This window comes from Tenacibaculum sp. MEBiC06402, from assembly GCF_049239625.1.
Classification (GTDB): Bacteria; Bacteroidota; Bacteroidia; order Flavobacteriales; family Flavobacteriaceae; genus Polaribacter.
The window spans coordinates 168,591-184,341 of the sequence record NZ_JBMKKT010000084.1 but is presented as its reverse complement, the minus strand read 5'-3'; the positions used below and the strand labels follow the sequence as shown (position 1 = coordinate 184,341).

Sequence of the window (15,751 nt, the reverse complement as noted above, 5' to 3'; positions counted from 1 at the left end):
TGAGAAATATTAACTTTTTTTAACTAAAAAAGCCTCTAAAATTAGAGACTTTTCGCTTTTATTCTTTCTAATATAATTAATCAAAAATTTCATTAAGTAATTTAGCCAATCGTAAACCTCCTTTTTGTAATTGCTCTCTCACAATCGGAAAATGAACATACGAATATCTATATCTTAATTTTTCACCATTTTCAGCAGAAGCATACACCATTTTTGTAAGTTCATGAGACTCTTTAACCCAATCTAACAATGAACCATTCTGAATCGCTTTAATCTGATTTTTCGATAAATCCTTAGCATTATCTGCTAATTCTATATAACTCATACCCCATTTTCTTAGCATATCTTCATCCCAAACTCTGTGCAAGTTCGAACCCTTTCCGTGCCATTGAACCTGAATGGTATTACCTCCTTTATCTTCTTTTCTTCCAATATGTAAAGGCTGATGTAAATCTCCTATTAAATGAACTAACATTTTCAAATGAAATCTCTTATCCTCAATACTCGATTTTTCATCCTTCAATACCTTAATACAATAATTTACTCCAGTTACTAAATCACCTTTAGGATTCTTTTCTGAACTTTCATAATCGCTATCTAAAGGCATATTTACATAATGCCAACTATAATATTTTCTAAAATTTCTATCCGATTTAATCTCATCAGCATAAGTAGAAATAAAAGCTAAACTTTCACCCTGTAATAATTCATCTATTTTCTTTTTCGCCCTTCTCGACAGATGCTTTTCTGCAATTTTACCCGTTGCTCTATGTCCCGTTGGACCCCACGTATCAGTTATTGAATAAATTGATTGTGAAGCCATTATTAATGCTACGATAGCAAAGATTTTTATTCTCATTTTTTATCCGTTTTCGTTGCTAAAGTAATAATTATTTACCTCAGAAATTTGGAAAATTTAAAAAAAATATAATATATTTGTGATATCAAAATAATATCATATTAAAATTTTAGTTTATGGAATCAGAAAAAATCATCAAACCAGCAAATGGATATTTAATGCTAACCATTTTCTTCGTCCTATTTTTTGGAAGCATTACAGCATCTATTAAATATGAAAATCCAATATTCTTAATTATAACCTTTATAGCTTTAGTTTTATCTTTTGGATTCATCCTTGTTAACCCTAACACTTCGAAGGTTGTGTTATTATTCGGAAAGTATATCGGAACTATAAAACAAAACGGATTGTATTGGGCAAACCCATTTTATACTAAAAGAAAAATCTCTTTAAGAGCTAGTAATTTTGATAGTGAACGATTAAAAGTAAATGACAAACTTGGTAATCCAGTTATGATTAGTACGATTCTTGTTTGGAGAGTAACAAATACATACAAAGCAGCCTTTGATGTGGATAATTACGAAAATTTTGTCCGTGTTCAAACGGATGCTGCGGTAAGAAAACTAGCAAGTATGTACCCTTATGATAATTTTGCTGATGAAGGCCATGAAGAAGATATTACTTTACGTTCTAGTGTGAATGAGGTAAGCGAAACCTTAGAAAAGGAGTTAGAGGAAAGACTAGCAATTGCCGGAATAGAAGTTTTAGAAGCTAGAATTGGGTATTTAGCGTACGCACAAGAAATTGCTAATGCAATGCTTAAAAGGCAACAGGCAACAGCTATTGTAGCTGCTAGACACAAAATCGTTGAAGGAGCCGTAAGTATGGTTGAGATGGCTTTAGAAGAATTAAACAAAAAAGAAATCGTAGAGTTAGATGAAGAAAGGAAAGCTGCTATGGTAAGCAACTTAATGGTGATTTTATGTGGAGATAAAGATGCTTCTCCAGTTTTAAACACAGGAACTTTAAATCATTAATGAATAGTTATAATGAGTAAATATCAATTCAGTTACATTTTAGTAGATGGAAAAGCTGTTGTTAATAGTGAATCTCTCCAAATTTATAAAGATGGTGGGTTAGTAAAGGAAATCAAGGAAAAAGGTTGGCTTTTAGTAATTTCAATACTTATAATTTACAAAATTCAAAAAAGTGTTTTTAAAAATGATTTTGAAACAACCATGGATTATGTTGGTTTTGGATTAAGGCTAGTCGTTGTAATATTCATTGTTGCATTAGTTTTCTACTATTTACTTAGATACAACTGGTTAAATACCATAAAAATTAACATGATAGAATCTATCGAAATAGAACAAAACAAAAATGAAACTGAATTGAACATTGTAACATCTAATAAAAGAGAAAAAACTATTGTGTTTAGAACATTAGAAAATCAAGTTGAACCTTTTATTGAAGATTTAATGAAGAGAAATTCAAGAATTGTAATCAAAAACAGTTAACTATGAAAGAATATAAAGTAATTATGCCTAAACTAGGTTTTAAAAACAGGTACAGTAAATTAGAAGAACTCCTAAATCAATATGCACGAGAAGGTTGGATCTTAAAGCATATCGGTGAAAGTTGGACAAACATCGTTTTTGAAAGAGATAAAAACAGATAATTAGAAGATACAAAATGCGAGTATTTAAAGAAGAACAGCGATTTACACAAGCATGGATTATTGTAGTTCTTATTATGAGCTCAATAGTTCCGTTAGTACTTTTTATAAGAGCCTACACGAATAACGAAATGTCTTTAAGACAAGTTATTTTTGCCTCTTCTCTAATTCTAATTAGCTTCCTTTTCATATTTGTTTTCAAGCTTTCAACAAGAATCGATCAAAAAGGAGTTCATTATAAATTTTCACCAATACATTTTTCTTACAAACTAATCAGATGGACAGAAATGCAAGATGTTTACACTAGAAAATACGACGCTATTAGTGAATATGGAGGTTGGGGATGTAAAGGAGGAATATTTTGGAAAAAAGAAAACGGAGTTGCATTCAACATATCTGGAGATGAAGGTCTCCAAATAATAACTAAGGAAGGAAAAAAAATACTAATAGGAACACAACAAATTACAAAGGTACACCAATGTATTAACCATTACTTTAACAAAGAAAACAATGATTAAACTACTACTATATCTTTTTTTATATATCACTCATTGGGTGATTACATTAATTTAAATTATTTGGAAATCATATTATGGCTAAGAAAAAAGCATTTGCATTACGTATTAATGAAGACATGCTCAAAGCAATTGAAAAATGGGCTTCTGACGAATTTCGATCTACCAATGGTCAGATTGAATGGATGCTAATGCAAACGTTAAAAGAAGCTAAGCGTGAACCGAAAAAGAAAAACGAGGAATAAAACATCCGTTAACACTTTTTTAAGAATTCCTATAATGAATTAGATGTATTTTTAAGTTTTCTTAAATCAACTAATTCATATTTCATGAAAAAATCTATCTCACTACTACTTTTACTAGTAACATCAATTGTATTTGGACAAGAGTTTTCTATGGACATGGTTAAAAACATGAAACCAAGAAATATTGGTCCAGGTGGAATGAGCGGAAGAGTTACCGCAATCGATGTTGTGCTAAAAAACCCAGATATAATGTATGTTGGAACTGCCTCTGGAGGTTTATGGAAATCTACTTCAGGCGGAATTAAATGGGATCCTATTTTCGATAAAGAAGTAACAGCATCTATTGGAGCTGTTGCAATCCAACAATCAAATCCAAGTGTTATTTGGGTTGGAACCGGAGAAGGAAATCCACGTAACAGCTTAAATGGTGGTTACGGAGTTTATAAATCTTTAGATGCCGGTAAAACTTGGAAATCTATGGGACTAGAAAAAACTCGCCATATTCATCGCGTTATTATTCATCCAGATAATCCTGATATTGTTTATGTTGCGGCCATTGGTTCTCCTTGGGGTGAACATCCAGAAAGAGGTGTTTATAAAACTACTGATGGAGGAAAAACTTGGAAACAAATTTTATTCAATAATAATAAAACTGGAACCGCTGATTTAGTTATAGATCCATCAAATCCTAATAAATTAATTGCAGCGATGTGGGAACACAAACGTGATCCTTGGTTTTTTAAATCTGGTGGTAAAGGAAGCGGATTATACATTACTCATGATGGTGGAGATAATTGGAAAAAAGTATCTGATAAAGATGGCTTCCCTAAAGGGGATTTAGGTAGAATTGGAGTGTCAATTTCTAGAAGTAATCCTGATGTTGTTTACGCTTTAGTTGAAGCGAAAAAAAATGCTTTATATAGAAGTGATGATGGTGGATTCAAATGGAAAATGGTTAACAATAAATCAGGAACTAACGGAATTGGAAATCGTCCTTTTTATTATTCTGAAATATATACAGACCCGCAAAACGAAAATCGAGTTTACAGTATTTACACCTACGTAAATGTTTCTCATGATGGAGGAAAAAGTTTTAAAATGCTTATGCCTGCCTATGGAGCAAATAATGGTGTTCACCCAGATCATCATGCTTGGTGGATTCATCCAGAAAATGGCAAATTCATGATTGACGGGAATGATGGTGGACTAAACATTACTAAAGATGGTGGTAAAACTTGGCGCTTTATTGGGAATTTACCTGTTGCTCAATTTTACCATATAAATGTAGATAATGAATATCCATATAATGTTTACGGAGGAATGCAAGATAACGGTTCTTGGAGAGGTCCTGCTTATGTATGGAAAGCACAAGGAATTCGTAACTCTTATTGGCAAGAAATTAGTTTTGGAGATGGATTTGATGTTGTTCCAGACAAAGATGATTCTCGCTACGGATGGTCTATGAGTCAGCAAGGTTTTGTTTCTCGCTATGATTATAAAACCGGAAATAATTACACAGTTCGTCCAACCCATCCAGACGCCAACGTAAAATTACGTTTTAACTGGAACTCTGCGATTAATATTGATCCATTCGATAATGCTACAATCTACTTCGGTAGTCAATTCGTACATAAATCAACTGATAAAGGATTAACTTGGGAAGTTATCTCTCCTGATTTAACTACCAACGATAAATCAAAACAAAAACAGCACGAAAGTGGTGGTTTAACCATGGATGCAACTGGTGCAGAAAACCACTGTACTGTTTTAGTTATTGAACCATCGCCTGTTGAAAAAGATATGTTGTGGGCGGCAACGGATGATGGACAGGTTCATGTAACTAAAAATGGTGGTGCAAATTGGACTAATGTTTCGAAAAACATAAAAGGTTTACCTGTAAATAGTTGGATTGTTCAAGTAAAAGCTTCTAATAAAAATAAAGGAGAAGCTCTATTAATTGCTAACGATTATCGTCGTTTTAACTACACTCCTTACGCTTACCGCACAAAAGATTACGGAAAAACTTGGGAACGTATCGTAGATGAAAATGATGTTAAAAGTTACACTTTAAGTATTGTTGAAGATCCGATAGAGCCTAATTTATTATTCTTAGGAACTGATGACGGATTATACATTTCGTTTAACGCTGGTAAAAAGTGGACTAAATGGACACAAGGTTTCCCAACGGTATCTGTAAAGGATTTGGTAATACAACCTAGAGAACACGATTTAGTTATTGGTACTTTTGGTAGAGCCGCTTGGGTTTTAGATGATATTCGTCCATTACGAGCAATTGCCGCTAATCAAAACGTTTTATCTAAAAACTTTGAATTATTCGCTCCTCCAACCGCATACCAAGCTAGTTATCAACAACCAACTGGTAGCAGATTTGGAGCTGATGCTTTATTTAATGGTGAAAACAGACCTGGCGGTGCTTTAATTAAATACTACATTAATAAGCCAGAAAAGAAGTCTACAAACAAAGAAGAAAAATCTTCTGAAAAAGCCGATAAAAAAGAAGAGAATAAAATTAAGTGGGATTCAATTAAATTAGAAATTTATGATGGAGCTCGTTTAATTCGAACTTTAAAAAGAAAAGCTCCGAAAGAAAATGGAATTCACTCTATTACATGGAGAATGCGAGAAAAAGGAGTAGCAAGAGCTTCAAGAAGTATCAGAAAATCAAAGTTTGAACCTTCTGGAGTAACAGTTAAACCAGGAACTTATAGAATTAAGGCAAGTTTTGGAGATCAAGTCTCAGAACAAAATATTACCGTTGAATATGATCCTAGACTTACTATTTCCAAAGAAGCAATTGATCAAAAATATAATACTTCTAAAGAACTTGAAAAACATCAAGAAGTTATGGCTAACGCTGTAAAACAATTAGTTGAAAGCAAGAATATTGCAGAAGGTTATAAAAAAGAATTATCAACTAAGGATAAGGAAAAGTATAAAGATCAAATTAAATCTTCTAAAGACATCATTAAAAAGATAGACACCATACTAACAGTTTACTTAGGAAAAGTAGATAAACGTCAAGGAATTGTTAGAAGTCCTGATCCAAATGTTAGCTCGAGATTAGGAACTGCTAGTTGGTATATCAATAGTCGATTTGGAAATCAAACTCCAACAGAGACCCGACTAGTCAATCAATTTAAAACGTCTTTAAAAGATGCATTAGGACAAACCAATGCATTTTTCAATAAAGATTGGCCGGCATATAAAGCAGAAGTTGAAAAAATTGTAATTTCCCCGTTCAAGGAAACCAAGATTTTTAGCTTAAACTAATACATATAAAACATAGAAAATCCTTGTTTAATTTACTATTAACAAGGATTTCTTTTTGTTTAAAACTTTCGAATAATATGAAAAAAATAGCCCTACTTGTACTTTTTGTTGTGGGAGCGCAATTTGTAAAAGCACAAGAAAACCCTGAAAAAGAATTAGGTGTATGGTATATGTACAATGGTTCTCATAAAATATCGGACAAATTCAGTATTAAATCAATGGCACATTTTCGTTTCTACGAATTTGGTGACGATTTACAACAGTATATTTTGCGTTTTGGCGCGAACTACAAGTTGAATAAAACATTTAGCGCTACCCTTGGATATGCTTTTTTAGATACGGACACAACCTTTGGAATTGAGGGTGGTACTTTTGATGATCATCGTATTTATGAAGATATATTATCAAACCATAAAGCAGCCAATTTAAGTTTCGCTCACCGTTTGCGAGCAGAACATCGTTTTTTTAATTCTCAAACTGGTCATTTGTTAAGATATCAATTAGGATTAGGATATCCAATCTCAAAAAAATGGTCGAGTTATATATATGATGAAGTATTTTTTGATTTTGACGGTGGCGATGCTTACAACCAAAATTGGTTTGGATTAGGAGTTAAATACCAACTTTCAAAAACTGCAAAACTCCAGCTAGGTTATATGAGTATTAATATCAATAATCAAAATTTAGATCGAATTCAATTGGGAATTGCAATAAGCACTGACCATAGAAAAAAAGCAAAATAAAAAATTTGATACCTTAGCAAAAACTTAACAACTAATGGAAAATCAACCGTTCTTTACTAACGATGCAATTGTATTCGGAATCTTAATGATTTCTCTCGGATTCGTTTTTTATACTGAAAGTATTAAAAAAGGATTCTGGTTAAAATTTTATAAAATCATCCCAGGATTATTAATGTGCTATTTAATTCCAGCTATCTTTAATTCTCTTGGTATTATCTCTGCAGATACCTCTAAAACATATTATATCGCTAGCCGATTTTTATTACCTGCCTCTTTGGTATTAATGACTTTAAGTATTGATTTAAAAGCCATTTTTAATCTCGGGCCTAAAGCATTAATTATGTTTTTTACAGGAACAATAGGAATTATAATTGGTGGTCCTTTAGCTATTCTATTAATCTCTTTGGTTTCTCCTGAAACCGTTGGAGGTTTAGGATTTGACGCGGTTTGGAGAGGGTTATCAACTCTAGCCGGAAGTTGGATTGGTGGAGGGGCAAATCAAGCAGCTATGTTAGAAATTTATCAGTACAACCCTCAAAAGTATGGAGGAATGGTTTTGGTTGATATTGTTGTAGCCAACATATGGATGGCCATTTTATTAGTCGGTATTGGAAAGTCCGATAAAATTGATAACTGGTTGAAAGCAGATAATTCGGCAATTGAAGAATTGAAACAAAAAGTAAGTTCTTTTGCGGAGAGCGTAAAGCGAAATCCTACCTTGACTGACTTAATGATTCTTTTAGCCTTAGCTTTCGGCGCAGTTGGTATTGCACATTGGGGTGCACAATCTATCTCATCATTTTTAACAGAAAATGTAAGTGCTGTAGCCGATAAAAGCTCTGCCTTGTCATCATTCTCCTCAAAATTCTTTTGGATGATTACCATTGCTACGGCAATTGGTATTGGACTGTCATTTACCAAAGCTAAAAATTATGAAGGCGCGGGAGCAAGTAAATTAGGTAGTGTTTTTATATACATACTTGTTGCAACGATAGGAATGAAAATGGATTTAAGTGGAATATTTGAAAACCCATGGTTGATTGTAGTTGGTTTAGTTTGGATGGCTATTCATGCTGGATTATTAATTTTAGTTGCGAAATTGATAAAAGCTCCATATTTCTTTTTGGCAGTTGGAAGCCAAGCAAATGTCGGTGGAGCGGCTAGCGCACCTGTAGTTGCAGCGGCATTTCATCCTTCTTTAGCAACTGTTGGTGTGCTATTAGCAGTATTCGGATATGTTGTCGGAACCTATGGAGCCATTTTGTGTACAATTTTAATGGAAATCGCCTCAAAAGTTGCCTAGAATTCTGCATATTTGCAATCGAAAATTTAAAACACACATGAGAAATATTATCGCATTAGTATTCGTTTCTTTAATAGCTTTTTCCTGTTCATCAGAGAAGAAAAAAGGAAACATGGTAGTATCTGGTCAAATTAAAGGTCTGAAAAAAGGAACATTGTATCTTCAAAAAATGAAAGATACAGCCATCGTTTCAGTTGATTCTATTCAGTTATTAGGTGATGATAAGTTTTCTCTTACTGATAATGTAGACTCTCCGGTAATGTATTATTTAACTTTTGATGGTAATACTACTCCTAAGAAAATAATGTTCTTTGGAGAAAAAGGAAACATTACAATTGAAGATAATGTTGAAAATTTTGGAATTGAGCCATCTATTACTGGATCTTCAAATCAAGAAGTAATGGATAAATTCAATGAAATTGATAAGCAATTCAAATCAAAACGTTTAGACTTCATTGCAAAAGACTTAGAAGCTCGTTCTAAAAATGACAGTATTAAAGCTGACAGTTTATCCAAAGCTTTCAATAAATTAGTTCGTCGTCGTTTCTTATTTGCAACAAATTTTGCGATTTCAAATAAAGACAGTGAAGCAGCACCGTATATCGCTTTAACTGAATTATATGATGCAAATTTATATTTATTAGATACAATTAATAATAGTTTATCAGAAAAGGTAAAAAACTCTGATTACGGTAAGCGCTTGAACAAGTTCGTAACTGAGATAAAAGAAGCTGAAAGTAAAAAAGCGGAGTAAGTTTTAAGTACTTCTATCCTATAAAAATATAAAGCCTTTCTTTTCAGAAAGGCTTTTTTTGGTCTTTTAGTTTAAGTTCAGTAGCATTCCCCCAAATTTTACTTTCCCTTAAAACATAGGATAGACCCATGGTGTAAATATATGAAAAAACTAAGAAACAATTGATTTACTGATTATTAAGCTGTTAGTTAGTTTTTATTCTACTAAAAAATGACAAAAAAGTATCAAACAATAGATTGTTCATTTAGAAATCTTAAATAGTTACAATTAGGGGCAGATAGAGATACAAATGAACAGATTGACTCGCTAGGCTCGCAATGACAAGCAAAAAGCAAACGTCATTCCCCGAGGATTTATAAATAGTGTATATATATTAATTACTATTCTTCTTACTCATAATCGCCACCAGTTACAAACTGGCGGGAGCGGGGAAAAGATTGCCTCGCTAGGCCCGCAATGACGTACTCAACAAAACTATCGTCATTCCGAGGAAAGTTGTAAACCTGTTTTAACAACTTGACGAAGGAATCTCATTATTAAATATAAAGATTGCTTCGCTTCTATATCTAGAAGCTCGCAATGACATAATACAAAAAAGAAAACTCGGAAATGATTTCCGAGCTTTTATTAATAGTATATATCTTAATTGTTAGTGTTAATTCTCACGGATTGCAAATCCGCGCTATCGGGTTTTAAAAATAGTATATAACTTTATATTATTGCACGGATTACAAATCCGGGCCATCGGGTTGCAAATCCGCGCTATCGGGTGCAGGTCCGCCAGCTAATGAACCAGAAACTGTATCACAATAAGCAACAGCTCCTCCACATTGATTTGTTGCATCAATAGCAGCTGATAAATCTGAATTGTAATCTTTTGTCCAAGATTTACTTCCGTTTGCACATCTACAGCTATAGCTAGCACCTCCAACAATAGTTTTTAACTGATTTTTTGATAACGCTTTAGCGTTCATGTTTTTTAAAAATTCCATTTCTTTTTGTATTTAAATTTTTAATAATTGATTAATACTCCAACAAATATAAATGCTAAAAACATGGTCTTACTCACCCGAAAAGGGTGATTTTATAAAAAAGTTAAATATTAGGGTACATTTAAAAAGATTGCTTCGCTAGGCTCGCAATGGCAAAAAAAACGCCACTCCTAGAAGTGAAATGACGAAGGAATCCTAAAACTCTATCTCGTTCATAACTATAGTTTATACTTAATTGAAAAAAGATAGCCCGGAAATAATTTCCGAGCTATTGTAAGTATTAAAAAACTAATCATTTTTCCCCGGATGAAAAATCCGAGCTCTAGGAAATAAAATTTAACTTATTTGATAATTCTATTTCTCATTTTAAAGTGATTATATTTCCCTAAATTTATGTCATTATTATTAGGGTTTATACCTGAATATATTACTTCGAAATTCTCTCCTAGACAACCATCAATACCATTATCACATTTAAAAAAATTTGTTCTAACTTCACCGTAATATTTTTTATTTTTTACTTTAAAACTATATTTAATATAATACTTTCCTCCAGTATATGAAGCTTCAATTATCTTCCCAGTAGTGAATTTCTTATTTTCTGCTAACTCTTTTTCATTTATAAGGGTATTTACTAAAATTCCTACAACAATCAATACCACCGCAAAAAAAACTAATTTATCTCCAATTTTCATAATAATATATTTAATAAGCTTTTTGAGCTCCAAAAATAGTCCAATTATCTAAATTACTATTAATGTAATCTTCTACTTTTTTAACTCCACCTTGAATTATTGCAGGTCCAATAGACTGAACAAACCCATCTGTAGATAATTTATTACTATTAAGTCTACCTGCATAAAAACTCACTATTGTTTGTTCTACACTTTTAAATTGAATCCCATCAGCAAATGTAACGTCAACTCCAGCTCCAATAACTTCTACAAATTTGCTTCCGGTGACAGCAGTTAATGCTACTCCTAAAAAATTAACTTTCTTTATATTAAAATCATTAGTTATAAGCTCACTAGCAAAATCGTACGCCATTCTTCCTTTGAAACCTTGTGATACTGTACCTAAACTTAAATTACCTCCCGAAACAGCAAACGAAGCCACAACAGGATTACTAAGCACCAAAGTTCCACCAATAGTTACAGCTGCTAATTTGCTTAATGTATTACCAATTCCATTGGGGTCAGAGTTTAACCAGCCCGCTCTCCAATTCGCCGAAAAACCTCTGTAACGACCATCATTTCCTAGAGCGAAATATTCACCTCTATCATACCTACCTCGTATTTGTTTATATAAAGTAGGTGAAGATTCTCTTATCATTTCCAATATCTCCCAATCTCTTTCAGTAGGTTCATAACCTGTTTTATTATTAGTTGCTCCCTGTACAACAACTTCATCTAAAAGCTCAGTCCATTGTTTTGTTACAACATCCCAAATATAACTTGTTCCATCTCTATCAACAATCTCACCATCAAATTCACCATCTCTTTCGGGTGGCGATAAAACCTGTTCTGAATCAGCCCCACTAGGATCACTAAAATAAATAGGATTATTATCGAAAGCATTATAAGGACTTAAAGATAAATGAATAACAGGATCGATTACAGTCCATCTTCCAATTGAAGGATCATAACTCCTCCAATCCATCTCATATAAATTAACTCCTAAACCTTTTTCAAGTTCTTTTCCATTATAACCTAGTTTTTGAGCTATACTATTACCATTTGAGCTAAAGATACTGTTTTGGTCAACATGTTTTAAACCAAAAGGATAATAATTAGATTCATCTAATATTTCAGAATTACTTGTAATTAAACCATCGTTATTAATATCTGCATATGATAAACGAATGTTTCCTAAATGGTCCTTGTATTGATATACATAAATAAATTGATTATCATCATACTTAATATAACCTTCGGTTTGGTTTATGTACTGTAATTCTGAAACACTTCCACTAACTCCAGAGTTTTGATAAATGTAGTTCCCTGCATATTCCGTAGTCTTACCGTCTGTTTCAGTAGTTAACTTTACAGTTTTAGCCAACCTTTTTCCCCCAGCATCATACACATATTTAATAGTACCTTGACTTGTTGTAATTACATCTGGAAGGTTTAAATTGTTATAGGTTATACTGGTTATTCCTTTATTAAGATCAGATGTAGTATTTCCATTTACATCATAAGTGTAATCATCTACATAAGTTCCATCAGGGTTAGTATTGTTTACATCTTTAAAACCAAAATCAATTCCTGATGCATCAACAACTCTTTTAAGTTTGTTACCATTATCATAATCATAGGTTAAATCATCCATAGTACCAAACACGGTTGCTTCCTCATTAGTATGTCCTTGCCTATTTAGCGTTTGTATATTACCATTTTCATCATAGCTTAGCTCAACATTGTATTTAGCTGAATTATCAATAGCTTTAGTTAATCTGTTCAAGGCATCATATTGGTAAGTATACTTTTTAGTACTTGAATCAACATTTAATGTATTCCAACTAATTTCACTAATATTTCCATTATACAATTTATCAGCCTCATTTGTTGCATCTTCGTGCTTTAATGAATAATTAAATAAATCATTATCATTAGCGGTATCATTATTTATTTTCTTTAACCAACCTCTAACATTAAATGCATAATTTACTTTTTGCAATCTTTGATTACCTTTTCCTCCAACACCTTTTTCTATAATTTGACCTAGCTCATTGTATGAGTTTTCTACTATAGTCTCAAATGTAGTATTACTATTTGTAACTTTTAGATTTAATGCAAAATTTTGACTTGCTGTAGCTTTAAAACCTGGTAATAATACAATACTATTTGCTGCATTTATCACCTCAGTTCCGTTTGTGTTATTTAATTCAGAAGATAAAGTAACTGAATCTTCAACAGATTCATTACAATTTACCTCTCCTTTACTTAAACATTGTTTTTGAGTTAGTAATCTACCTGCTCTATCGTAATCTAATCTGTTTACAATAGATATATCTTCATAACCTTCTCGTTTATGAATTTCATTAGTTTGCAAAATTTTACCTAAAAAGTCCAATTTATACTCAACAATATCTATAGTATTTAAAAATGAATTATGCGAATATACATATATAGGTCTCCCGTTATTATCATAATAAATAACAGATGTAATCCAATGATTCGTGTCTAAAATTGCTTTTTTAGATACTGTTAATAAATCAGTAGTGTTACTAGAAGATTCTATGCCAAATGAAGTAGTTATGGTATTTGTAAGACCAGATGGTAATACATTTTCATAATTATCATAATAGTTAACTACATTAACTTCCAATTGACTAGTTGTAACAGGAAAAGCTAAATTCGAATAAAAAACATTTTCTCCATCTATTAAAACATTAACATTAGACCTAGTTTCAAATAATTGAGTACTTGAATTTGAGTTTACTTCGTTTTGAAGAGATTCTCTAGAAATATCTCTATTATAAATAGTGTTTAAAACTAACCTGTTTTTAAAATCATATTTTAATGAAACCCATTTATTTCTTTGTCTTTGTAAAGCATCTTGAGTAAAAATAATTTTATCTTCTCTATCATAAACTAAAAATTCCCATCCTTTTCCAGGTATTTTTCGTTCAATAATTCTTCCTTTTCCATCAAATTTAAACTGATGTGCTAAATCATTAAGATCCACTTGAGTTATTGTTGATTTTAATGATAATTTAGGTGACAGTACATAAGTTAAGTTATCAAAAACATCATATACATAATAGGTATCTATCTTCTCTGCTTTATTGAAACTTCTCTTTAAAATAATTCTACCTCTTTCATCCTCATAAGTTTCTGTAGTATTATCTGTGCTAAACTCTTGATTTGGTTGCCAATTTTCATTTTTTACAATTGATTTCTTTAAGGCTCCTTCAGGAAAAACTGAGTTTTCAACTAGTTCAGGATTACTTGTATTATCAGCAATTAAATTAACTGCAAACTTTCTAACGTTGTCTGAAGTTGAATTGATACCATATTCATATTTTACTGTATGATCTGTATCATTGTTCTCATCCAATTGCCAAGTATTCCCTTGAGCTGCTACTTCAAGTGTTCTGTTTAATGGTGAATTTTCAACTCTAGAATTTGTATAAGGATTTACTGTATTATCATACTCTGTAGTATTGTAATAACTTAATGTTTCTTGTTTAGCATTGTTAGATAATAAACCATTACTTGAGATTTTTGAATAAGGTAAATACTCTTTTAACAACTCACCATTTCCGTTATATTCATAGTGTTTGACAATATCATTTCCTGTAGCTCCTATTTTTATACCATTTTCCTGAATAATTCTTCCAGCTGGATCAATGTAAGTTATATTCTCAATAACTTTATCTGAATTAACCGAAGAAAGATTTTCACTTTTTACAGGTTCTGAATAAGAACGACTATAAGTATAATTTTGATTTTGATTGTCAAAATCAAAATCAACAAGTGGGCATCCGTTTTCTCTCGTTCCAGCTTCTGTAGGACATTCATCAAAGTAACAATTGGTTACATAATTAAGTGGCGGACAAGATGCTACAATTGAATCATTCGGATCACCAAAACCATCACCATCTAAATCAGCATACCAAGTAATATCTTTATTATTATAATTAGGATTGGTATCATCGCAATCTTGATTATTTCTTACATAATAACTTCCTGGAGAGGTACATGAATTGATAAAACTATTAGAATCCCCAAAACCATCATTATCAAAATCGCTGTACCAATTTACAGGTTGGTTAGTAATTGTTGAATCGTTATCATTGCAATCTTCATTATTACCAACATAACCATTATCAGGACAGAATAAAGGGAAATATTTTGGTTTAGTTGCTGAAGCATCTCCATAACCATCATTGTCCGTATCTTTATAATAGATACCTAATTTATAATTGCTATCAGAAGAATTATCATTGCAATCTTTAATAAAGTTAATAGGATTAGTAGAATCATGCCACAAACTAACATATTGACCATTAGAATCATAATAATCGTAAGATGCTCCTTCAACTAAATAAGGCATGACCCAATAATTACCATCAAAGAACTTTCTGGCCAGTTTATAAGTTACAGTTTCACCAGTATTTAATCCATTAACATCAAAAATATTGACAGTTTTAATTTCATCACTTGTACTTAGTCCATCTGCATTTCTATATGCAATATATTCTCCATTTCTATCTGGAAAACCATCATTATCAACATCCTTATAAAACTTATAAACTTTTGACCAAGAACCTAGATTTCGAAATGACCAATATGTGTCGGTCGCCTGAATAGCCCCTTTTAACGTACTAAAATTAGCATCTAAATATTGAGCATATTCTCTAGGATTCATTTGAGCATATATAGCAGAATATAGAAGTATAGATATTAGTAATAGTATCTTTTTCATAATC

Annotated in this window: 13 protein-coding genes; 9 read left to right on the top strand and 4 right to left on the bottom strand. The window is 31.8% G+C overall.

What is annotated here, in order from left to right; genetic code table 11:
- Positions 1–76: 76 nt before the first annotated feature.
- The gene (locus ACOSP6_RS03695) at positions 77–859 is read right to left on the bottom strand and encodes a S1/P1 nuclease (RefSeq protein ID WP_422093032.1); all 783 of its coding nucleotides are present in this window, start codon (positions 857–859) and stop codon (positions 77–79) included.
- 116 nt (positions 860–975) lie between these two features.
- Here ACOSP6_RS03695 and ACOSP6_RS03690 point away from each other — a divergent pair, with 116 nt between their 5' ends.
- From ACOSP6_RS03690 to ACOSP6_RS03650, 9 genes are all read left to right on the top strand, one after another.
- Complete coding sequence (locus tag ACOSP6_RS03690; protein WP_422093031.1) at positions 976–1,836, top strand: SPFH domain-containing protein; 861 nt, start codon at positions 976–978, stop codon at positions 1,834–1,836.
- Positions 1,837–1,848: 12 nt separating this feature from the next.
- Complete coding sequence (locus tag ACOSP6_RS03685; protein WP_422093030.1) at positions 1,849–2,316, top strand: hypothetical protein; 468 nt, start codon at positions 1,849–1,851, stop codon at positions 2,314–2,316.
- A 2-nt stretch (positions 2,317–2,318) separates the two neighbouring features.
- Positions 2,319–2,477, top strand: a complete 159-nt coding sequence (locus ACOSP6_RS03680) for a DUF4177 domain-containing protein (RefSeq protein ID WP_422093029.1) — start codon at positions 2,319–2,321, stop codon at positions 2,475–2,477.
- Positions 2,478–2,491: 14 nt separating this feature from the next.
- A complete protein-coding gene (locus ACOSP6_RS03675) occupies positions 2,492–2,992 on the top strand; it encodes a hypothetical protein (protein WP_422093028.1) in 501 nt (166 codons plus the stop codon).
- A 74-nt stretch (positions 2,993–3,066) separates the two neighbouring features.
- Positions 3,067–3,234, top strand: a complete 168-nt coding sequence (locus tag ACOSP6_RS03670) for an Arc family DNA binding domain-containing protein (protein WP_348724320.1) — start codon at positions 3,067–3,069, stop codon at positions 3,232–3,234.
- 84 nt (positions 3,235–3,318) lie between these two features.
- Positions 3,319–6,525, top strand: a complete 3,207-nt coding sequence (locus tag ACOSP6_RS03665; protein ID WP_422093027.1) for a VPS10 domain-containing protein — start codon at positions 3,319–3,321, stop codon at positions 6,523–6,525.
- A gap of 77 nt (positions 6,526–6,602) precedes the next feature.
- The gene (locus ACOSP6_RS03660; RefSeq protein ID WP_422093026.1) at positions 6,603–7,268 is read left to right on the top strand and encodes a DUF2490 domain-containing protein; all 666 of its coding nucleotides are present in this window, start codon (positions 6,603–6,605) and stop codon (positions 7,266–7,268) included.
- A gap of 34 nt (positions 7,269–7,302) precedes the next feature.
- The gene (locus ACOSP6_RS03655) at positions 7,303–8,571 is read left to right on the top strand and encodes a DUF819 domain-containing protein (RefSeq protein ID WP_422093025.1); all 1,269 of its coding nucleotides are present in this window, start codon (positions 7,303–7,305) and stop codon (positions 8,569–8,571) included.
- Positions 8,572–8,608: 37 nt separating this feature from the next.
- Positions 8,609–9,325, top strand: coding sequence for a DUF4369 domain-containing protein (locus ACOSP6_RS03650; RefSeq protein ID WP_422093024.1), 717 nt, complete (start codon positions 8,609–8,611; stop codon positions 9,323–9,325).
- Between the two features lie 728 nt (positions 9,326–10,053).
- Here the strand turns inward: ACOSP6_RS03650 and ACOSP6_RS03645 are convergent.
- The 3 genes from ACOSP6_RS03645 to ACOSP6_RS03635 form a co-directional block, all read right to left on the bottom strand.
- Entirely contained in the window at positions 10,054–10,317 is a 264-nt protein-coding gene (locus ACOSP6_RS03645) for a hypothetical protein (RefSeq protein WP_422093023.1), read from the bottom strand.
- A 341-nt stretch (positions 10,318–10,658) separates the two neighbouring features.
- A complete protein-coding gene (locus ACOSP6_RS03640; RefSeq protein WP_422093022.1) occupies positions 10,659–11,012 on the bottom strand; it encodes a hypothetical protein in 354 nt (117 codons plus the stop codon).
- 10 nt (positions 11,013–11,022) lie between these two features.
- Complete coding sequence (locus ACOSP6_RS03635; protein ID WP_422093021.1) at positions 11,023–15,747, bottom strand: DUF6443 domain-containing protein; 4,725 nt, start codon at positions 15,745–15,747, stop codon at positions 11,023–11,025.
- Positions 15,748–15,751 lie beyond the last annotated feature (4 nt).